Raw genomic sequence first — 21107 nt, forward strand, 5'->3', positions numbered from 1 at the left:
CGGTGGACCGGGCGCTCAGCCCAGCGAGGCGATCGAGTCGCGTGCGGCGTCGGCGACGGCCTGGGCCGTGATGCCGAACTCGGAGAACAGGCGGGCCTGGTCGGCCGAGGCGCCGTAGTGGTCGAGGGAGACGATGCGGCCGTGGTCGCCGACGTACTCGCGCCAGCCCATCTTGATGCCGGCCTCGACCGAGACACGGGCCTTGACCGAGGGCGGGAGGACGGTGTCGCGGTAGGCGACGTCCTGCTCCTCGAACCACTCCAGGCAGGGCAGGGAGACCACGCGGGCCTTGATCCCGTCCGCCGCGAGCAGGTCGCGGGCCTCCACGGCCAGCTGGACCTCGGACCCCGTGCCCATGAGCACCACGTCCGGCTCGCCGTCGCTGTCGACCAGGACGTAGCCACCCTTGGCGACGCCCTCGGTGGTGCCCCAGCCGTCGGTGCCGCGGGGGAACGTGGGGACGTTCTGGCGCGTGAGCGCCAGCGCGGCCGGTCGGTCGGTGTTCGCCAGGAGGGCGGCCCAGGCCGCGGCGGTCTCGTTGGCGTCCGCCGGGCGGATGAAGTCGAGACCGGGGATCGCGCGCAGGGCGGCGAAGTGCTCGATCGGCTGGTGCGTGGGGCCGTCCTCGCCCAGGCCGATGGAGTCGTGCGTCCACACGTAGGTGACGGGCAGCTTGGAGAGAGCCGCCACGCGGACGGCACCGCGCATGTAGTCGGAGAACGTGAGGAACGTGCCGCCGAAGACGCGGGTCAGCGTGTCCGCCGCGATGCCGTTCATGATCGCGCCCATGCCGTGCTCGCGGATGCCGAAGTGCAGCACGCGGCCCTGGAACGGGTCGACGTCGTACTCCTCGACCTTGCTGGTGGCCGGCAGGAACGACGGGGCGCCCTTGATCGTGGTGTTGTTCGAGCCCGCGAGGTCGGCCGAGCCGCCCCACAGCTCGGGCATGACCCCGGCGATGGCGTTGATGACCTCGCCGGAGGCCTTGCGCGTGGCGACGCCCTTCGGGTCGGCCTCGAACACCGGCAGAGCCGCGTCGAAGCCCTCGGGCAGGGCCCGGGCCTTGAGCCGGTGCAGCAGCTCCGCCTTGTCGGGGTGGGCCTGCGACCAGGCCTGGTACGCCTGGTCCCACTCGGCACCCCAGGCCGCGCCGCGCTCGGTGAGCGAGCGGGTGTGCGCCAGGACGTCGTCGGGCACCTCGAAGGTCTGCTCCGGGTCCCAGCCGAGGATCTTCTTGGTCGCCGCGACCTCGTCGGCGCCCAGGGCCGAGCCGTGGGCGGCCTCGGTGCCCTGCGCGTTCGGCGCGGGCCAGGCGATGACGGTGTCCAGCACGATCAGCGAGGGCTTGTCGGTGACGGCCTCGGCGGCGCGGACCGCGGCGTGCAGGGCGTGCACGTCCTCGGTGTACTCGGTGCCGCCGTTGGTCCAGTCGACGTTCTGGACGTGCCAGCCGTAGGCCTCGTACCGCTGGGCGACGTCCTCGGTGAACGCCACGTCGGTGTCGCCCTCGATGGAGATCTTGTTGCGGTCGTAGATCATCGTCAGGTTGCCCAGCTCCTGGGTGCCGGCGATCGAGGAGGCCTCGCCGCTGACGCCCTCCTCCAGGTCACCGTCGGAGCACAGCGCGTACACGTGGTGGTCGAACAGGCTCTCGCCCGCGGCCGCCTCGGGGTCCAGGAGGCCGTGGACGCGGCGGGCCGACATGGCCATGCCGACGGCGTTCGCGACGCCCTGGCCCAGGGGACCGGTGGTCACCTCGACGCCGGCGGTGTGGCCGAGCTCGGGGTGGCCCGGGGTCTTGGAGCCCCAGGTGCGCAGCGCCTTCAGGTCGTCGAGCTCGAGGCCGAAGCCACCGAGGAAGAGCTGGGTGTACAGGGTGATGCTGGAGTGTCCGCACGACAGCACGAAGCGGTCACGCGAGATCCAGGTCGGGTCCGCCGGGTCGTGCTTCATGACCTTCTGGAAGAGCAGGTAGGCCGCGGGCGCCAGGCTCATGGCGGTACCGGGGTGGCCGTTGCCGACCTTCTGCACCGCGTCCATCGCCAGGACGCGGGCCGTGTCGACGGCCTTGGCGTCGAGGTCGGTCCACTCGAGCTGCTCGCTTGTGGTTGCCACAAAGTTCCTCTCGTCGCTGCTCGCCGGCAGCGTCCTCGTCCGTGTCTGCGTCACCCTGGAGGGGCGGGTTGCGACCCTCCACGGCAACGGGCTGGAGTCCCGGCCTGTTCCCAGGCGATTCCGAGCCTACTCACGTCGGGCAGTAGACTTCTCGCCGCACCTCCCCGCATCACCCGTCCGCACGATCGAAGGTCATCTGTGACGTACGTCGGTTCCTCGTCCGCCTCCCCGCGTGACGACCAGCACGCCGACCAGCAGGCCTCGGGCACCAGCGGTCCGGCGGAGGGTGTGCAGGCAGCGGACGCGGCCGGCGGCCGGGCGGGGGAGCAGCACGAGGCGGCCACCTGGCGAGACGTCGTGGCGGCGTACGTGGGACTCACCAAGCCCCGCGTCATCGAGCTGCTCCTGCTGACCACCGTGCCGGTGATGTTCTTCGCGGCGCGCGGCGTCCCGGACCTGCTGACGGTCGTGGCCACGGTCGTGGGCGGAACGTTCTCCGCAGGTTCCGCGTCGGTCTTCAACTGCGTCTACGACCGGGACATCGACGAGCAGATGCGCCGCACGCGTCGGCGTGCCCTGCCGCGCCACATCGTCAGCCCGCGGGCGGCGCTGGTCTTCGGCGCGGTGCTGGCCGTGGCCTCGACCGCCGTGCTCTGGGGGTTCGTCAACGGGCTCTCGGCCGCACTGTCGCTGGGCGCGAACGCGTTCTACGTCTTCGTCTACACGATGGTGCTCAAGCGTCGGACGACGCAGAACATCGTGTGGGGCGGCCTCGCGGGCTGCTTCCCGGCCCTCATCGGCTGGACGGCGGTCACCGGGTCCCTGGCGTGGACGCCGGTGGTCCTCTTCCTGGTCGTCTTCTTCTGGACCCCGCCGCACACCTGGGCGCTCGCGCTCCGCTACCGCGAGGACTACGCCGGCGTCGACGTCCCCATGCTGCCGGTGGTGGCCCCGGCCGCCGAGGTCGGCCGCCAGGTCGTTCTCTACACGTGGGCGACCGTCGCCACGTCGCTGCTCCTGTGGCCCGTCGCCGGCACCGGGCTGCTCTACCCCGTGGTCGCCGTCGTCCTCGGCGCGGTGTTCCTGGTCGAGGCGCACAAGATGTGGGGCCGGGCGCGCCGCAGCGACGAGCTGTCCGAGATCCAGCCGATGCGGCTCTTCCACCTCTCGAACCTCTACCTCAGCCTCCTCTTCGTGGCCGTGGCGGTGGACCCGCTCCTCTTCATCGGCTGAGTCACCGACTGTTTCCTCGTCCCCCGAGGCCGAGCACGGCCCGCCCTCAGGCGAGCCCCAGGTGAGACTCAGCACCGTGCCGCCTGATGGTGGTCGGCGTCGCCCAACGCCGGTGCGGCCGCGAGGTCACGGGTGGACGCGTGTGATCTGCGAGGCGTCACCCAGGTGGTGTAGACCGCGCCGCAGTGGGCAAGGTCGATAGCAGCGGACACAGATGTGCACCGCAGTGACACCATGGGGGGTTTCACGCATGACCATGCACGCCCAGATCGAGGCGCCGACGACCAGGTCGGCCACCCCGACGGTGAGCGTCGTCGTCCCGGCACTCAACGAGGCCCGCAACCTGGAGGTCGTGCTTCCGACGCTCCGGGCCGCGGACCACCGGATCACAGAGGTGCTGCTCGTCGACGGCGGCTCCGTCGACGACACCGTCGCGACCGCACGACGGGTCCTGCCCGACGTCCGCGTGCTCACGCAGGGACGCAAGGGCAAGGGCAACGCCCTGGCCACCGGATTCTCCGCCGCCACCGGCGACGTGATCGTGATGTTCGACGCCGACGGCTCCGCCGACCCGGCCGAGATCCCGGCGTTCGTCGACGCGCTCGTGGAGGGGGCCGACTTCGCCAAGGGCAGCCGGTTCACCCTCGGTGGCGGCAGCGCGGACATCACGCCCGTGCGCCGGGCCGGGAACTACGGGCTCAACGTCGCCATGAACCGCACGTTCGGGACGCACTTCACCGACCTCTGCTACGGCTACAACGCCTTCTGGACCGACGTGCTCCCGGTCCTCGACCTCGCCGATCCCCAGGCCCCGTCCCGCGACGGGGACATGCTGTGGGGGGACGGGTTCGAGATCGAGACCGTCATCAACTGCCGCTTCGCCGCCGGGGGTGCACGCATCGCCGAGGTGCCCAGCGTCGAGCGCGAGCGGATCTTCGGCCACAGCAACCTCAACGCCGTGAAGGACGGGCTCCGGGTGCTGCGCACGATCGCCACGGAGCGGGTCCGTGCCCGCCGCGGGGTCCCGGCACGCCCGGGCTCCCGCCAGACCGCCGGCGTGACCCGGATAGCGTCGTGAGCGCCCGCGCACGCCGGCGTGGCACGACCCGGACGCTGGGCCTGGCGGTCGCCGGCCTGGCCGGGGTGCTGGCACCCCTGCTCACCAGGCTCAGGGAGCGTCGGCACGGTCTCGTGGCGGTCCCGTCTGCCGGGCCCCGGCCGCGGCTGACGATGGTCACCACGCAGGCCCACCCCGACCTCGGGGGCATCGAGTCCCACGTGGCCGAGGTTGCCGGGCGGCTGGCCGCCCGCGGGTGGGACCTGGAGGTCCTCACCACCGACCGCACCGGCCGGCTCCCGCGCGCGGAGCGCCACGACGGGTACCTGGTGCGCCGCTACGCCGCCTACCCGCGGAACCGGGACTGGTTCGCCAGCCCGGGGCTGCTGCTCGCCCTCCTGCACCGCCGCCACGAGCTGGTCCACGTGCAGGGCGTGCACACGCTCGTCCCGCCCGTGGCCATGCTCGGTGCGCTGCTGCGCCGCAGCCCGTACCTGCTGACGTTCCACTCCGGCGGGGCCACCTCGGACCTCCGGGCCCGCGCGCGCTCGACCCAGTGGCGGCTGCTGGGCCCGCTCCTGCGGCGCGCCCGCGTCCTGATCGGGGTCTCCGACTACGAGGTCTCCCGCTTCGAGGAGGCGACCGGCGCTCCCGTGCGGCTCGTCCGCAACGGCGGTTCCCTGCCCGAGCCGGAGCCCCGCCCGCAGGTCGAGCCGGGGCTCGTGGTGAGCGTCGGTCGGCTCGAGCGGTACAAGGGCCACCACCGGGCGATCGCGGCCCTCCCGGCCCTGCTGCGCCGCCGCCCGGACGCCCGCCTGGAGATCCTCGGCGCCGGGCCCTACGAGGCCGAGCTGCGCAGCCTGGCCGCCGACCTCGGCGTGGCCGACCGGGTGAGCATCCGCTTCGTGCAGCCCGCCGACCGCGTCGGCATGGCCCGCGCCGTGGCCGCCGCCGGCTGCGTGGTGCTCCTCAGCGACTACGAGGCTCACCCGGTCGCGGTCATGGAGGGACTCGCGCTGTCCCGCCCGGTCGTGGTCGCGCGCACCTCCGGCCTGACCGAGCTGGGGGAGCGCGGCTGGGCACGCACGGTCGAGGCAGACGCGCCCGCCGCCGACGTGGCCGAGGTGATCGCGGCCCAGCTCGAGGACCCGCTGGTGCCCGAGGTCAGCGACCTGCCCACCTGGGAGGGGTGCGTCGACGCCCTGGAGGTCGCCTACGCTGACGCGCTGGGCAGGCCGGTCGAGGCGGTGCCGCCCGTCACGGCTGCTCACGCCGCTGCCCACCGCCGGTGAGGAGCCCGGCAGCCCCGATGAGCGACGAGCAGAACCCCGACGGCTCGTCGGCACCCGGTCGCGCCTCCGCGGCGCCCGGTGCCGGTCCGTCGCCCGAGGACCCGGGGACCCCGGTGGGCCGCACCGGCCGGTGGCGGGCGCTGGTGTCCCGGGCCCCGGTCCGCCTCGCCCTGCTCGTCGCCGCCCTCGGGCTCGCGGTCCAGGCCGGCGGGTACGCGGTGGGCTGGGCCGGTCACCCCGGCCTCGCGCTCGTGCCGTACTACGCGGGCCTGGTGGCGATCATCGTGCCGTTCGGCGCGCTGCTGACCGCACCGGGGCTGCGCGCCCGACAGCGGTTCGCCGGCGCCCAGCTGCTGGGCCTGACCATGTGGCTGAGCTGGTTCCTGTCCAACCCGGTGATGGCCACCCGGTTCGACGAGACCCTGCACGTGCGGACCCTGCTGGACCTGCTGGAGGGCGAGGGCCTGTTCACCGCGAACTCCATGCTGCCGGTCTCCCCGTACTACCCCGGCCTGGTGCTGATGGCCGCGGCCGTGCGCTGGACCACCGGGCTGCCCACCATCGTCAGCATCGGGGTCGTGGACGCCGGGTCGCGCGCCGTCCTCGTCGCCGCGCTGTTCGCGCTCGGCACCCTGGTCGGCCGCCTGGCCCAGCGCTGGGCACCCGCCGACGCCCTGCGCCCCGGCTCTGCCTCGCTCGTCGGCGGCCTCGCTGTCCTGCTGTACGCGGCCAGCCCGCAGTTCTACTTCTTCAACGCGCAGTTCGCCTACCAGACCCCGGCGCTGGCGCTCAGCGTGGCCGCCGTCGTGCTGCTGCTCCGGGCGCTGAAGACCTCGGTGCTCACCGGGCCACGCCGGCCCCGCCTCGTCCTGCTCGGGACGGCGCTGGTCGCGGTGGCCGCGACCGCCGTGACGCACCACCTCACCTCCTGGCTGCTGCTGGCCACCTTGTGGGCGCTCGCCGCGCTGCTCGGGCTGGAGGCACGACGTGTGCGGGCCGACGAGCAGGTCGCGGAGACGGCACGGCTGCGCGCCAGGACCGTGCTGGTCGTGGCCGAGCTGGGCACGGTGCTCGCCGCGGCGTGGACGACGGTCGTGGCCCCGCTGCTGCTGACCTACCTGGCCCCCATCTTCGACACCACCGGCTCCGAGCTGATCAACCTGGTCACGCTCAACTCCACCGGCAGCCGGGAGGTGCTGGCCGACACCTCGGGCAGCCGCAGCCCGCTGTGGGAGATCGCCGTCATGGCGCTCTCGATCCTGCTGTGGCTGGCGCTGCTGGTGCCTGCGCTGTGGTCGGGCTGGCGAGGTCGGCTCCTGGGCCCGTCGCGTGCCCGCCTGCTCCTCCTCGCCATCGCGCTGGTCTACCCCGCGCTCTACGCGGTGCGGTTCTTCCCGACCGCCGCAGAGGTCGCCGACCGGGCGACCACCTTCGTGTGCCTGGGCACCGCCGTCCTGGCTGCCGTCTGGGTCGCGCCCCGCCTCGCGTCGGTGCGCAACCTCGTCGTGCCGGCCGTGCTGGTCATGCTGCTCGGCGGCGTGATGCTCGGCGGAGGACCCGACTGGCAGCGGGTGCCGGGCCCGTACCTCGCAGGCGCCGAGCAGCGCTCGGTGGACGCGGGCACCGTGGCCGTGGCCCGGTGGGCCGGCCGCTACCTGCCCGCCGGCTCGCGCATCGTCTCCGACCTCACCCTCGACCGGGTCATCCCCGACTTCGCTCCCGTGGACGCCGTCACCAAGCAGTCCGGCGGCGACAACATGACCCCGGTCTTCATCGACACCAGCGTCGACGACGAGGTGCTCGACCTGCTCACCGACAACGACGTCGACTTCCTCGTGGTCGACGAGCGCATCATCGGGCAGAAGGTCCTCTCCAACGCCTACTTCGAGGCCGGCGCCAGCTACGGCGACGACGCCCAGCAGCCCAACCGCCAGATGCTGACGAAGTTCCGCGGCGTCGAGGGCTTCGACGTGGTCTACGACGACGGCGACGTGGTCGTCTACGACGTCCGCTCCCTGCGTGGCGAGGACGCGACCTTCGCCGACCGCGCCGACCCCGGCCTGCCCGGCGACGCCGACCTGCTCCAGAGCGGCCTCGTCCTGCTCGGCGCCGCGGTCCTGGCCTGGTGGCGCCGCCGCTACCTGCTCACCGTGCTGCGGCACCCGCGCCGCTCCCACCTGGTGGGTGCGACGCTCGTCCTGCCCGTCGCCGTCGTCGTGGGCCTCCTCGGCTCCGTCGGCGGGTACCCGCCGGTGCAGGGTGCCCTCGTGCTCCTGCTGCTGGCGCTCGCAGCGATCCTGCTGCGTGCCGGTCGCGGCGACCCGCCTGCCGAGCCGGCAGCGCCCTGGCGCGAGCGGCTCCCGGGCCTGGTCGCGGGCGGCCTGGCCGTCGTCCTGCTCGTCGGTGCCGGCACCCTCGCCGCCCTCAGCGCGCGGCACGCCCTCCTGGACGAGGACCTGCAGCCCGCCCCCACGGCCTCGAGCAGCGCGAGCACCTCGGGCACCTCGGGCACCTCGGACGAGGGGGGAGCCTCATGAGCACCACGGACACCCCCCGGCGTGAGCACGGCGTGCTGGCGCCGTTCCGCTCGCTGCTCACCGCCCAGCTGGTCGGCACCGGCCTCGGCCTGCTGTTCTGGGTGGTCGTGGCGCGCGTGGTGCCCGCCGACTCGGTGGGCACCGCCTCGGGTGCGATCAACACCCAGACGCTCCTGGGCTCGCTCGTCTCCCTGGGCCTCGGCACCCTCCTCATCGCCGAGCTGCCCCGCCTCGTCCCCGGGCGCCAGCGCGCCCTGCTGCTGCGCGGCGTCCTGGTGGCCGCCACGGTGGGCGCCTCACTGGCGCTCGCCGTCGGGCTCGCCGCGCGCGCCGGCCTGCTGGGGCCGACGCTGCGCGCCGCGCTCGAGCCCGTGGCCGGCCTGGTGGTCTTCGTCGTGGGCGTGGCCGCGGCCGCCTGCGGCGTCGTGGTCGACGAGTCCAGCCTCGGGCTGGGTCGCTCGTCAGTGCAGGTCTGGCGCAACCTCCTGGCCGCCGGCTCCCGCTTCCCGGTGGCCGCCGTGCTCGTGCTGGCCGGGGTCCGCGACCAGCTGGTGCTGCAGGTCTGCTGGGTCGCACCCATCGTGCTCTCCGTCGCCGTCGTGCTGTGGCGGGTGCTGCCGCGCGAGCGGGCGGGCTCCGGCCCCGGGCTGCTGGCCGACCTGCGCGGCTACGCGGCCGCCGCCGCGCACCACCAGGTGCTGAACGTCGCGGTCGCGGCCGCCACGCAGCTCGTGCCCGTGGTCGCGGCCGTCGTGCTGCTCCCGCGCGACAACGCGGCCTTCGCGATCGCCTGGCTGGCAGCCGGCTTCGCCTTCCTGCCGCCGTACCTGCTCGCCGTCGCGCTGTTCGCCCACGGCGCGGACGCCGGGGAGGCGGCGCTGCGCCGCAGCATCGGCACCACCCTGCCCGCCGGGCTGCTGCTCAGCGCCTGCCTCGTCGCCGGCGCCTGGCTCCTGGGGCGTCCGGTGATGTCCTTGTTCGGGCCGACGTACGCCGAGGAGTCGGCCCACCTGCTCGCGCTGCTGGTGCCGGCCGGCCTCTGGATGGTCGTCAAGGACCACCTCGTCGCACTGCTCCGCACCCAGGAGTGCTTCACCCTCGCCTCCCGCCTGGCCGTGGTCGCCCTCGTGCTGGAGCTGACGGGAGCCGTCATCGGTGGCCTGCTGCACGGCGCCGACGGGGTCGCGCTCGGCTGGATCGCCGCCATGGTCCTCGAGGCCCTCCTCGCCGCGCCGCTCGTGCGGCGCACGCTGGGCGGTTCCCCGTGGGTCGCTCCCTCGCCCCGGCGCCTGCTGGCGGCCCGCGCCGGTGGTGGCGGGACGTCCGGCGAAACGGGCGAGGCGCACGCCGAGCGCGGCGCCGTGAGCCTGCGCACCACCACCATCCTGCTCGGGGTCCTCACGCTCGTCCTGCTCCTCGTGGTCGTCGGCATCGGCGTCCGCAGCGTCCGCGCGCCCTCCGACGACGTCGCGGACGGCGGCACCGGGACCGCCGGCACCACCCTGAGCACCTGCATGCCCACCGCGGCGCGGCCGGGCCCGCTGCTGGACCTGGGGGTGCAGGCCGCCACCGGCGACGCCTCCGACCCCGTGCTCGATCCCGAGCAGGTCGACGCCCTCGTCGCCGCGGCCGCCGACGCCGGCGCCGACGTCGTCTCCACTGCCGTGGCGCGGCAGGCCGTCGAGCCCAGCCGGGGCGCACGGCGCTGGGCGGCCGTGGACGAGGTGGTCGACAGCGCCCTGGCCGCCGGGCTCGAGGTCCGCGTGGTCCTCACCGGCTCGCCGTCCTGGGCCGTGGGCGACGGCACGCTGAGCGACGCCGAGGCCCGGTGGCGGGCGCCCACCACACCGGCCGAGCTGCGCCGGTGGCGCTCGTTCGTGGCCGCGGCGGCCGAGCACCTCACCGGCCGGGCCACCTACGTCGAGGTCTGGTCGGAGCCGGACACGCCGGAGTTCTGGACGACGGGCCCCTCGCCCCGCGCCTACGCGCGCCTCCTGACGCAGACCTCGCAGGTGCTCCGCCGGGTCGCGCCCGACCTCACGATCATCTCCGGCGGGCTCGGCGGCAACGACATCGGCTTCCTGCGCCGGGTCTACCGCGCGCTCGGCCCGGGGGAGCGTCCCTTCGACCTCGTCGGCGTGCACCCCTGGCCCGGTGACGACGCGCCCGAGGCCGTCGATGCCTCGGCGCCGCTGACCGGCACGTTCGGCGCCTACGACGACACGTTCGCCGGGTACCGCGACGTGTGGCGGGTGCTGGTGGCACACGGCGACGACGACCTCGGTCTGTACGTGGGCGAGTTCGGCTACAGCACCAGCGACCACGACGACGTCCGGGGAACCGACGACGCCACCCGCGCCGACTACGTCGCCCAGGCGCTCGGCATCGCCACCTGCACCCCGTACGTCGTGGGGTTCTCCTGGTACTACCTGAACCCCACCCCGTGGAACCCCGCCTCGTGGACCCTGCTCGACGACCAGGGCACCACCAACCGGACCTACGCCGCGCTGCGCACCTGGACGCAGGGCCGCCAGGATCTCCTGGACGACACCGGTACCGACTCCGGCACCGGCACGGGGGACGAGTCGTGACCCTCGGCCCGCCGACCGCTCCCACCTGGGACGACTCCGCGCGTTCCTACCCCTTCGAGGAGACTCGCTTGCTACTCTCAAGCGCCGCCTGGGTCCCCGCCCGGCCCGACCAGCACGAACGTCGGACCGTCCAGTCGCGGCTCGTCCCCCCTGGAGGTAGCCGAGATGGCGTTCCGCCCCGGCCACGCGCTGCGCTCCGCAGCGGCCACGATCAGCTGCCGCTGCGGTCACCCGCGCAGTGTGCACCAGCACTACCGGGCCGGCAGCGACTGCGGTCTCTGCGAGTGCCGGGTCTTCCTGCTCCGACTGCTCGGGCGGGTGCGCAGTGAGCGCCCGGCCGGCAGCGGCGGGGCTGCCTGACGCCACCGTCGTCGTCTGCGCCTACACCGAGAGGCGCTGGGACCAGGTCGTCGCCGGCCTCGCGGGCGTGGACGCCCAGACGCGGCCCGCGGCGCGCTACGTCCTGGTGATCGACCACAACGACGCCCTGCTGGAGCGCGCCCGAGCGGCCCTGGCACGTCCCGCGTCGCAGGAGGGGTGCGAGGTCGTGGTCGTGCCGAACACCGGTGCCCGGGGCGCCTCGGGGGCCCGCAACACGGGCACGGCCCTCGTCGACACGCCCGTCACCGTCTTCCTGGACGACGACGCGGTGCCCGAGCCCGCGTGGCTCGAGCACCTCCTCGCTCCGTACACCGACTCCACGATCGAGGCGGTCGGCGGGCACGCCGAGCCGGTCTGGCCCGACGGGGACGCGCCGCCCCAGCTCGCGCCCGAGCTGTGGTGGGTCGTGGGCTGCACGTACCGCGGGATGCCGACCCGCACCTCCCCGGTGCGCAACCTCTGGGGCTGCAACATGAGCGTGCGCACCCAGGTGCTGCGCGAGGTCGGTGGCTTCGACGAGACGGCCGGCCGGGTGGACACCTTCCCGCTGGGCTGCGAGGAGACGGAGCTGTGCATCCGCATGGCGGACCGGCACGGGCGCGGGCGCATCCTGCTCGAGCCGCGGGCCCGGGTGCACCACCACGTCTCCCGCGACCGCGTGGCCTGGTCCTACCTGCGTCACCGCAGCCTCCTGGAGGGTGTCTCGAAGGCCGCGATGGCCGCCCGCGTCGGCGACCACCGCGCCACCGAGACCGAGTGGGGCTACGTCGCCTCGGTGCTGCCTCGCGGCGTGCTGGCCGGTCTCGGCCGAGGTCTGCGCGGCGACCCCGCCGGCTGGTCCGCCGCGGCCGGGATCGTGGTCTCGCTCGCCCTGGCCTCCCTCGGGTACGCCCGGGCGCGGCTCGGGCTGGCCGGGCGTCTCGGCAGGCTCCCCGCCGGAGGTGCCTCGTGACGGACCTGCCCGTGCTGATGTACCACTCGGTCGGCGGACACGTGCCCGCCGCGCTGCGCGAGCTCTGCGTGCCGCCCGGCCTGCTCGCCGAGCAGCTCGCGGCCCTGCGGGGCGCCGGCTACGCCCTCACGGGGCTGACGCACGCGCTGGCCCTCCGTGACCAGGGGGTCGCGGCCGCGGCGGTCACCGTCGACGACGGCTACACCGACTACGTGGAGCACGCGCTCCCCGTGCTGCGCGGCGTCGGTGCCGCCAGCACCCTGTACGTGCCGACCCGGGAGCTCGGTGGCGCCCCCGGCTGGCTGGCGGACGCGGGGGACCTGCGCCTGCTCGGGATGCCCGAGGTCGCGCGACTGGGGGCGGAGCCCGACGTGGAGATCGGCAGCCACGCCGCCGTCCACGTGCCCCTCGACGCGCAGCCCGCGGCCCGCACCGCCCGCGAGGTGGCCGAGAGCCGTCGGGTGCTGCAGGACGCCACCGGGCAGGAGGTGCGCTCCCTCGCCTACCCGCACGGCTACCACGACGGACGGGTGAGAATGGGTGTGCACGCAGCCGGGTACGAGAGTGCGTGCGCCATCGGTCACCGGGTGAGCCCCGCGGGGGAGGACCCGCTGGCCGTCAGTCGCCTGCTGGTCGGCCCCGACGACAAACCGGAGGGGCTGCTGGCACGGGTGCGAGACGCCGGGACTCCCGGCCTCTCCGCCCGGTTCAAGCAGGTGGCGCGCCCACCCTGGCGGTGGACCCGGCGCGCCGTGCACAGCGCCACCGGGAGGTACCTGACATGACGACCAGCAGCCGCGTCGAGGACGACACCACCAGCGCGTCCGCACCCCAGCCGGGGCGGCCCCGACCCGTGGGCACGGTCGGTGTCCTGGTGTGCACCCACGACGCCGCTCGCCTGGACCAGGTGACGGCCGCCGTCGCCTCCGTCCGGGCCCAGACGGCCACGGTGGACGAGGTGCTCGTGATGGTGGACGGCACCGACGACCTCCGCGACCTCGTGCGCGCCCGCCTCCCGCGCGAGCGCGTGGAGGGCCTGGGTGCCAACCACGGGGTCTCGGTGGCCCGCACCCGGGGGGCGCAGGCGCTGGACACCGACGTCGTGGTCTTCCTCGACGACGACGCCGTCGCGGACCCGGGCTGGGTGGAGCACCTCCTGCAGCCCCTGGCCGAGGACGACGTGCTCGGCGTCAGCGGCCGCTCCGCGGGGCTGTGGGACTCCCCGCGCCCCGACTGGCTGCCCGAGGAGTTCCTCTGGACGGTGGGCCTCAGCTTCGCCGGTCAGCCGACGCGCTGCACGCGGGTGCGAAACGTCTACGGGGGCTGCGCGGCGCTGCGGCGCGACGTCTTCCTGGCCGTCGGCGGCTTCGACCCCGACCTCGGCCACCGCGCCGGCGTCAGCGGCGGGGGAGAGGAGGCGGAGTTCTGCCTGCGCGCCTCCGCGCGCACCGGTGGCACCTTCGCCTACCACCCGGACGCGGTCATCCGGCACCACGTGCCCGGTGACCGGCTGACCTGGCGCTTCTTCTGGGACCGGTGCTTCAGCGAGGGGGTGCAGAAGGTACGGCTCTCGCGACTCGTCGCGGGCGCCGCGCTCGGCGACGAGCGGGCGTTCGCGGCCCGCCTGCCGCGCTCGGTGCTCGCCGCCGCGCTGCACCGCGAGACCCGGCCGCGTGCCCTGGGCCTGGTGGTGGGTGCCCTGGCCGTCCTCGCGGGCATGGGGCGTGCACAGGTCGACGGCCGGCGGCTGCGGGGCGGTCGCGCGTGAGGGTCCTGCTGCTGGCGCAGTTCTACCCGCCCGTCATCGGGGGCGAGGAGCGGCACGTGCGCAACCTCGCCACCGCCCTGGCCGCACGAGGGCACGACGTCCACGTCGCCACGCTCGGCACCGACCGCGGGGCCCCGCAGGAGGACGACGGCGTCACCGTGCACGTGCTGGAGCACACCGGCTCCCGCGTCCCCGCGCTCTACCCGACCGCCGACCGGCCCCTGGCGCTGCCGGTGCCCGACCCGTTCACCGTGCGTGGCCTGGCGCGCCTGGCCCGTGAGGTCCGACCCGACGTGGCCCACAGCCACAACTGGATCATCAACAGCTGGCTCGCCGTGCCGGCCGCCCACCGGATCCCGCTGGTGCACTCGCTGCACGACTACAGCCACGTGTGCGCCACCAAGCGCCTGGTGTACGAGGGCGAGGTGTGCCCGGGCCCGTCCCCGCGGCGCTGCCTGTCCTGCGCGCCCGGCCACTACGGGCAGGGGCGGGGCCAGGCGATCTACGCGATGGTGCGGGCCGGGCTGCCGGTGCGACGCCGGTCGGTGGACCTGTTCACGCCCGTCAGCACCTTCGTCGGGGAGGCGAACCGGCTCTCCGAGCAGGGGGTCGACTGGGAGGTCGTGCCGAACTTCGTGCCGGACGACCTTGCCGCCGACGCCCCGGTGGACAGGGACCCGGCCCTGCCCGGCGGCGACTACCTGTTCTTCGCCGGCGACCTCTCCGAGCAGAAGGGCGTGCACACCCTGCTGGAGGCGTGGCGACGCCTGCCCGGCACCGTGGGCGCGGACAAGCCGTCCCTGGTGATGGTCGGACGACCGGACGCCGACCTCGGCACCCTGCCGCCCGGGGTGCTCGTGGACCACGGCTGGACCCACGACCGGGTCGTGTCCGGCTTCCGGCACGCCCGCGCCGCCGTGCTGCCCAGCGAGTGGCCCGACCCCTGCCCGACGACCGTGCTGGAGGCCATGGCCCTGCGCGCCCCGCTGGTGACGACCCGGCAGGGCGGCATCGCCGACATGGTGACCCACGAGGAGTCGGCCCTCGTGGTCCGCACCGGGGACGCGGCCGGCCTGACCGACGCGATCCGGCGCCTGCTCGACGAGCCGGCGCTGGGGGCCCGCCTCGCCGAGGCCGCGGAGCGCGAGGTCGTCCGCTACCGCCAGGGCAGCGTGGCCGACCGGTTCTCCCAGATCTACGCGGACGTGGTGGCGGCCAGGTCCTGAACCGGCTCGTCGCCCCGCGGCTCTCGGGGGGGCTGGCGCACCTGGAGCAGCAGCCACGTCGTCCAGCCCGCGACCATCGTCGTGCCGGCCATGTGCGCCCCGACCAGCACCTCGGGCACTCCGGTGAAGTACTGGACGAACCCGATCACCGCTTGCGCCAGCTGCACCCCGATCAGCCACCAGGCGGCCCGCACCGAGGCCCGAGGCGCGCCCGTGGCCAGCAGGAGGAGCAGCAGGCCGACGGTGAGGCCGATGTAGAGGAACACCGCGTCCGCGTGCAGCTGGGAGACCTGGAGGGTGTCGAGGCCACTGCGCGGCACGTCGGCGTCGCCGGCGTGGGGCCCGGCTCCGGTCACCACGACGCCCAGCACGATCACCAGGGCGGCAGCCGCGAGGACGATCCACGCGAGGACGACGGCAGGGCCACGCCGCGGGGCCGAGGTGCTGTAGGTCCGGTGCAGGAGCAGGACGGAGAGCCCGATCAGGATCATCGAGAGGATCATGTGGGCGCCCACCACCCACCAGGTCAGCCCGGTGAGCACGGTGATGCCGCCCAGGACGGCCTGGACCGGGATGCCCAGCGCCGCCAGGAACGCGATCTTGCGCAGGTCGCGGCGTGCGGTGCGCCAGGCCGCGACGAAGGCCCAGATGGCGATCGCCACGAGCACGTAGGTGAGCAGTCGGTTGCCGAACTCGATGATGCCGTGCAGGTGCGCCTCGGGCGTGAAGCTCGTCGAGGTGCACTTCGGCCACGTGGGGCAACCGAGCCCCGAGGCCGTGAGGCGGACGGCTCCACCGGTCACGACGATCACCGCGTTGGCGACGATCGAGGCCCAGGCGGCCCGTCGCATGGTGCGCAGGCGACCGGCGGGGACGACGTCGGGGTTGCTCATCGGGGTCACTCCCAGGTGAAGGTGCGGGCGGTCACCACGGTGCCGACCAGGGTCCAGGCCGCCAGCACGAGCAGGCTGGCGGCATCGATCGTGCCGTGCAGGAGGCCGGCGCGCAGCGCCTCGCCGAGCGCGCCCGACGGCAGCCAGGCGACCACGTCGCCCACCCCGCCGTACGCGGAGGCGGGCAGGACGACGGCCCCGCCGGCCATCAGCAGCAGGTAGACGAGGTTGGCGCCGGCCAGGGTCGCCTCGGCGCGCAGGGAGCCCGCCATCGCCAGGGCGAGGGAGGCGAACGCGGCCGTGCCCAGCACCGCGGCGAGAAGCGCGCCCAGCAGCCCGACGGCGCCCGGCTCCGGTCGCCAGCCCAGGGCGAGCCCCACCGCGGAGACCACGAGCACCTGGAGCACCTCGACCACCAGCAGGGCCAGGACCTTGCCGGCCAGCAGGCCGGAGCGCGGCAGGGGAGAGGCCCCCAGCCACTTGATGACGCCGTAGCGACGCTCGAAGCCCGTGGCGATGGCCAGCGAGGTGAACGACGTCGACATCACCGCGAGCGCCAGGACGCCCGGGGTGAGGACGTCGGCGACCGGCTGGTCGAAGGTGAGGCCCACCCGCTCGGCACCCAGCACCCCGCCGACGAGCACCACCACGGGGATCACGACGGCGATCAGCAGCTGCTCACCGTTGCGCAGCAGGAGCCGGGCCTCCATCGAGGCCTGGGCGAGCACCTGCCGGCCCCAGGGGGCCGCGCCGGGCTCGGGACGGAACGTGCCGCGCGCGGTCACGTCCTGCTCGTTCGACGACTGGCTCAGCTGCTCGCTCATCGGGCCACCTCCACGGAGCCGTCGGTGCCCGCAGGCAGGGGCTCGCCGCCCGGCTCCGCCGAGTCGCGCCCGGTGAGCTCCAGGAAGGCGTCCTCGAGGGAGCGGGTGCCCAGGCTCAGCTGCACGGGCACCACGTCGTGCTGCTCGCACCAGGCGGCCACGCGGCCGAGCGTGGTCGAGTCGGCCGGCCCGGTGAGCACCAGCGACGTGGCGTCGAGCACCTGGAGCGTGGCGTCCAGCTCGGCGGCCAGTCGCTGCGGCGCGCCCTCGGGCACGGGGCGCTCGAGCACGAGGCGCAGCGTGGAGACCCGGCCGCCCCGGGTGAGCTCGCTGGGCGTGCCCGTGGCCACCAGCCGGCCGCGGTCGATGATGTGGACGACGTCGGCGAGCCGCTCCGCCTCGTCCATGTAGTGCGTGGTGAGGACGACGGTCACGCCGTCCCCGCGCAGCTCCTCGAGCAGCTCCCAGGTGGCGCGACGCGCCTGCGGGTCCATGCCGGCGGTGGGCTCGTCCACGAAGACGAGCTCCGGACGACCCACGACGGCCACCGCGAGGGCCAGCCGCTGCTTCTGGCCACCGGAGAGCCGGCGGTAGGGCGTGCGCCCGCACTCGGCCAGCCCCAGGCGCTCCGAGAGCATCGCCTGGTCCAGCGGGCGGGCGTGCAGGCGCGCGACGTGGCGCAGCATCTCCTCCGCACGCACCCCCGACCAGGCGCCGCCGGACTGGAGCATGACGCCGATGCGCGGCAGGAGGGCACGGCGGTCGGCGACGGGGTCGAGCCCGAGCACGCGCACGCTGCCCGCCTGCGGACGGCGGTAGCCCTCGCACGTCTCCAGGGTCGTGGTCTTGCCCGCGCCGTTGGGGCCCAGCACCGCGGTGATCGACCCGCGCGGCACCTCGAGCGAGAGACCGTCCACGGCCCGGGTGCTGCCGTAGGTCATGGAGAGGTCGCGGACCTCCAGGGCCGGTCCGAGGCCCGCCGACGTGGCGGGGGACGACACCGGGGAGGACACCGGCGAGGACGCGGCCGGGCGGTGGGACGGTCCGGCGTCGGCGCCGGCAGGGTGGGGCACGGGTCGAGTGTAGGAGCGGGCAGCACGCGGGCCCCAACCCGTGGCCGGCGACCCGGCGTCGTGCGTGGCGTCGCCCACGCCCCTAGGCTCCCTGGTCGTGACAACGTGGATCGTGGCGCCGGTGCTCGCCCTCAGCCTGGCGGCCGCCGTGTGGACGGTCGTGATGATCGTGCGGGCCCAGCACCCGCCGAGCGATGCCTACTTCGTGCTCCTCGGCGCGCTGCTGGTGCTGTTGGTCGTGCAGATGGTCGTGGGCTTCGTGGCGCTGGGCGCCACCGACCGCCCCGTCGAGGGCGTGACCTTCGTCGCGTACCTGCTCACCACGGTGGCCGTCGTGCCGGTCGGCGCGGCGCTCGCCCTGGTGGAGCGCAGCCGCTGGGGCACCGCGGTGCTGCTCGTCGCCGTGCTGACGGTCGCGGCGTGCGAGCTGCGGCTCGAGGCCCTCTGGGACGTCGCGGCGGTGGCCGGTGCCTGAGCAGCGCACCACCCTCTCCACCGGGCCCGGGCGGCTCCTGGTCGCCCTGTACGGCCTTTTCGCCCTGGCCGCCACCGGTCGCTCGGCCGTCCAGCTCGGGATGGAGCCGGGCCGTGCGCCGCTGGCCTACACGTTGTCCCTGGTCGCAGCGGTCCTCTACCTCGTCGCCACCGTCTGCCTCCTGCTCGGCGGGCGACGTGCCCGGGTGGTGGCCCTCGTGGCGGTCAGCATCGAGCTGGTGGGCGTGCTCGGGATCGGCACGCTCACGTACCTGGAGCCGCAGCTGTTCCCCGACAAGACCGTCTGGTCGCACTTCGGCCAGGGCTACGGGTTCCTGCCCCTCGTCCTGCCGTTCCTCGGACTCGCCTGGCTGCGCAGCCGGCGCTGACGGTCCGCGCCGGCGGCACCCCGACGGGCAGGCCGTGAAGATCGCGTGAGGACGCCGCCTGGCACGCCCGCGACAGGTTAGGGGAGCCTTCCTTGAAGCCCCGCGAGCATTAACGGCACACTGACGTTGTGGAATTCACCGGGACCGAGCAGAAGCAGGAGCAGAGCACGCGACGCCGCGTGGCCTCGACGCTGCTCGCCCGGGGCCCGCAGACGGCGGCAGCCCTGGCGAGCGAGCTGGGGCTCACCCCTGCGGCCGTGCGACGCCACCTCGAGGCGCTCCAGGCGGACGGCGCCGTGGAGCCCCGCGAGCCCCGCACCGTGGGCTCGCGCGGCCGTGGCCGTCCGGCCAAGGTCTTCGCCCTCACCGAGCAGGGCCGTGAGGGCTTCGCCTCCGGCTACGACGACCTGGCCGTGCAGGCGCTGCGGTTCCTCGCCGAGACCGGCGGGGACGACGCCGTGCGCGCCTTCGCCGAGCAGCGGGTGTCCTTCATCGAGGACAACTTCGAGGACACGATGACCGAGCACCCCGAGGCCACCCCGGCCGAGGTGCTCGCCCTGGTGCTCAGCCAGCAGGGCTACGCCGCGTCCGTGCGCGACGTGCCCGCCCCGGCCGCGACGGGGGAGCAGCTGTGCCAGCAGCACTGCCCGGTCTCCCACGTGGCCCACGAGTTCCCGCAGCTGTGCGAGGCCGAGACGGCGGCGATCAGCCGCGTCCTCGAGCGGCACGTCCTGCGGCTGGCGACCATCGCCCACGGCGACGGCGTCTGCACCACCTGCATCCCCGAACCACCCGCCGCGCCGTCCTTCCCACAGGCCTCGCAGGCCTCCGCGTACTCCCGCCCGTCCGACGAAAGGAAGCAGGTCACCTCATGACCTCCATCGAAGAGCTCAACCCCGAGCTGCAGGGCATCGGCCGCTACGACTTCGGCTGGGCCGACCCGGACGTGGCCGGCGCCTCCGCGCAGCGCGGCCTCAACGAGGCCGTCGTCCGCGACATCTCGGGCAAGAAGAACGAGCCCCAGTGGATGCTCGACCTGCGCCTCAAGGGCCTGAAGCTGTTCGACCGCAAGCCCATGCCCACGTGGGGCTCGGACCTGTCGGCGATCGACTTCGACAACATCAAGTACTTCGTGCGCTCCTCCGAGAAGCAGGCCACCAGCTGGGAGGACCTGCCCGAGGACATCAAGAACACCTACGACAAGCTCGGCATCCCCGAGGCAGAGAAGCAGCGCCTCGTCGCCGGCGTCGCGGCCCAGTACGAGTCCGAGGTCGTCTACCACTCGATCCGCGAGGACCTCGAGGAGCAGGGCGTCATCTTCGTCGACACCGACACGGGCCTGCGCGAGCACGAGGAGCTCTTCAAGGAGTACTTCGGCACCGTCATCCCCGTCGGCGACAACAAGTTCTCCGCGCTGAACACCTCCGTGTGGTCCGGCGGCTCGTTCATCTACGTGCCCAAGGGCGTCCACGTGGACATCCCGCTCCAGGCCTACTTCCGCATCAACACGGAGAACATGGGCCAGTTCGAGCGGACGCTGATCATCGTCGACGAGGACGCCTACGTGCACTACGTCGAGGGCTGCACCGCGCCGATCTACAAGTCGGACTCCCTGCACTCCGCCGTCGTCGAGATCGTCGTGAAGAAGGGCGGCCGCTGCCGCTACACGACCATCCAGAACTGGTCGAACAACGTATACAACCTGGTGACCAAGCGCGCGACCTGCGAGGCCGGCGGCACCATGGAGTGGGTCGACGGCAACATCGGCTCCAAGGTCACCATGAAGTACCCCGCCATCTACCTGATGGGCGAGCACGCCAAGGGCGAGACGCTCTCCATCGCGTTCGCCGGCGAGGGCCAGCACCAGGACGCCGGCGCGAAGATGGTCCACGCGGCGCCGCACACGTCCTCCTCGATCCTGAGCAAGTCCGTCGCCCGCGGCGGCGGCCGCACCTCCTACCGCGGCCTGATCCAGGTCAACGAGGGCGCGCACGGCTCGAAGTCGAACGTGCTGTGCGACGCGCTGCTGGTCGACCAGGTCAGCCGCTCGGACACCTACCCGTACGTCGACATCCGCGAGGACGACGTCTCCATGGGCCACGAGGCGTCCGTCTCGAAGGTCTCCGACGACCAGCTCTTCTACCTCATGTCGCGCGGCATGGAGCAGGACGAGGCCATGGCGATGATCGTCCGCGGCTTCGTCGAGCCCATCGCCAAGGAGCTCCCGATGGAGTACGCGCTGGAGCTGAACCGCCTCATCGAGCTGCAGATGGAGGGCGCGGTCGGCTGACGCCGGCCCTCC

General features: G+C 74.0%; 17 protein-coding genes. 13 read left to right on the forward strand and 4 right to left on the reverse strand.

Annotated elements, in window-relative coordinates:
* Positions 1-15: 15 nt before the first annotated feature.
* Entirely contained in the window at positions 16-2115 is a 2100-nt protein-coding gene (gene tkt / locus M8330_RS01140; RefSeq protein WP_308196217.1) for a transketolase, read from the reverse strand.
* A gap of 288 nt (positions 2116-2403) precedes the next feature.
* On the opposite strand from tkt, the gene M8330_RS01145 reads away from it, so the two are divergent.
* The 9 genes from M8330_RS01145 to M8330_RS01185 all read left to right on the forward strand — a co-directional run bounded on the left by M8330_RS01145 (position 2404) and on the right by M8330_RS01185 (position 15152).
* Entirely contained in the window at positions 2404-3348 is a 945-nt protein-coding gene (locus M8330_RS01145; RefSeq protein ID WP_250826036.1) for a heme o synthase, read from the forward strand.
* A 250-nt stretch (positions 3349-3598) separates the two neighbouring features.
* The gene (locus tag M8330_RS01150) at positions 3599-4426 is read left to right on the forward strand and encodes a glycosyltransferase family 2 protein (protein ID WP_250825842.1); all 828 of its coding nucleotides are present in this window, start codon (positions 3599-3601) and stop codon (positions 4424-4426) included.
* Positions 4423-5697, forward strand: coding sequence for a glycosyltransferase family 4 protein (locus M8330_RS01155; RefSeq protein ID WP_250825843.1), 1275 nt, complete (start codon positions 4423-4425; stop codon positions 5695-5697). The genes M8330_RS01150 and M8330_RS01155 overlap by 4 nt, the downstream gene beginning before the upstream one ends.
* Before the next feature lie 17 nt (positions 5698-5714).
* Positions 5715-8234, forward strand: a complete 2520-nt coding sequence (locus M8330_RS01160) for a hypothetical protein (RefSeq protein WP_250825844.1) — start codon at positions 5715-5717, stop codon at positions 8232-8234.
* Positions 8231-10825 carry a hypothetical protein gene (locus M8330_RS01165; protein WP_250825845.1) on the forward strand — a complete coding sequence of 865 codons (2595 nt, stop codon included), beginning with the start codon at positions 8231-8233 and terminating at the stop codon, positions 10823-10825. Before M8330_RS01160 ends, M8330_RS01165 begins: the two co-directional genes overlap by 4 nt.
* Before the next feature lie 325 nt (positions 10826-11150).
* Entirely contained in the window at positions 11151-12158 is a 1008-nt protein-coding gene (locus M8330_RS01170; RefSeq protein WP_250825846.1) for a glycosyltransferase family 2 protein, read from the forward strand.
* Positions 12155-12943 carry a polysaccharide deacetylase family protein gene (locus M8330_RS01175; RefSeq protein ID WP_250825847.1) on the forward strand — a complete coding sequence of 263 codons (789 nt, stop codon included), beginning with the start codon at positions 12155-12157 and terminating at the stop codon, positions 12941-12943. Before M8330_RS01170 ends, M8330_RS01175 begins: the two co-directional genes overlap by 4 nt.
* Positions 12940-13926 carry a glycosyltransferase family 2 protein gene (locus tag M8330_RS01180; protein ID WP_250825848.1) on the forward strand — a complete coding sequence of 329 codons (987 nt, stop codon included), beginning with the start codon at positions 12940-12942 and terminating at the stop codon, positions 13924-13926. The genes M8330_RS01175 and M8330_RS01180 overlap by 4 nt, the downstream gene beginning before the upstream one ends.
* Entirely contained in the window at positions 13923-15152 is a 1230-nt protein-coding gene (locus M8330_RS01185) for a glycosyltransferase family 4 protein (protein ID WP_250825849.1), read from the forward strand. The genes M8330_RS01180 and M8330_RS01185 overlap by 4 nt, the downstream gene beginning before the upstream one ends.
* Here the strand turns inward: M8330_RS01185 and M8330_RS01190 are convergent.
* Genes M8330_RS01190 through M8330_RS01200 form a run of 3 tightly spaced genes read right to left on the reverse strand, consistent with a single transcriptional unit; the run spans position 15122 to position 17942 of the window.
* Complete coding sequence (locus M8330_RS01190) at positions 15122-16045, reverse strand: COX15/CtaA family protein (protein WP_250825850.1); 924 nt, start codon at positions 16043-16045, stop codon at positions 15122-15124. The genes M8330_RS01185 and M8330_RS01190 overlap by 31 nt on opposite strands.
* 5 nt (positions 16046-16050) lie before the next feature.
* The gene (locus M8330_RS01195) at positions 16051-16869 is read right to left on the reverse strand and encodes an ABC transporter permease (protein WP_250825851.1); all 819 of its coding nucleotides are present in this window, start codon (positions 16867-16869) and stop codon (positions 16051-16053) included.
* A complete protein-coding gene (locus M8330_RS01200; RefSeq protein WP_250825852.1) occupies positions 16866-17942 on the reverse strand; it encodes an ABC transporter ATP-binding protein in 1077 nt (358 codons plus the stop codon). The genes M8330_RS01195 and M8330_RS01200 overlap by 4 nt, the downstream gene beginning before the upstream one ends.
* 97 nt (positions 17943-18039) lie before the next feature.
* Between M8330_RS01200 and M8330_RS01205 the strand changes: the two genes are divergently transcribed.
* The 4 genes from M8330_RS01205 (at position 18040) to sufB (ending at position 21095) form a co-directional block, all read left to right on the forward strand.
* Positions 18040-18417, forward strand: a complete 378-nt coding sequence (locus M8330_RS01205) for a hypothetical protein (RefSeq protein WP_250052036.1) — start codon at positions 18040-18042, stop codon at positions 18415-18417.
* Positions 18410-18805, forward strand: a complete 396-nt coding sequence (locus M8330_RS01210; protein WP_250825853.1) for a hypothetical protein — start codon at positions 18410-18412, stop codon at positions 18803-18805. The genes M8330_RS01205 and M8330_RS01210 overlap by 8 nt, the downstream gene beginning before the upstream one ends.
* Positions 18806-18933: 128 nt before the next feature.
* Positions 18934-19680: a helix-turn-helix transcriptional regulator gene (locus M8330_RS01215; RefSeq protein WP_250825854.1), complete on the forward strand. Its 747-nt coding sequence runs from the start codon at positions 18934-18936 to the stop codon at positions 19678-19680.
* A complete protein-coding gene (sufB, locus tag M8330_RS01220) occupies positions 19677-21095 on the forward strand; it encodes a Fe-S cluster assembly protein SufB (protein WP_250052042.1) in 1419 nt (472 codons plus the stop codon). Before M8330_RS01215 ends, sufB begins: the two co-directional genes overlap by 4 nt.
* Positions 21096-21107 lie beyond the last annotated feature (12 nt).

This window comes from Nocardioides bruguierae, assembly GCF_023656415.1.
In the GTDB taxonomy this organism is placed as follows: domain Bacteria; phylum Actinomycetota; class Actinomycetes; order Propionibacteriales; family Nocardioidaceae; genus Nocardioides; species Nocardioides bruguierae.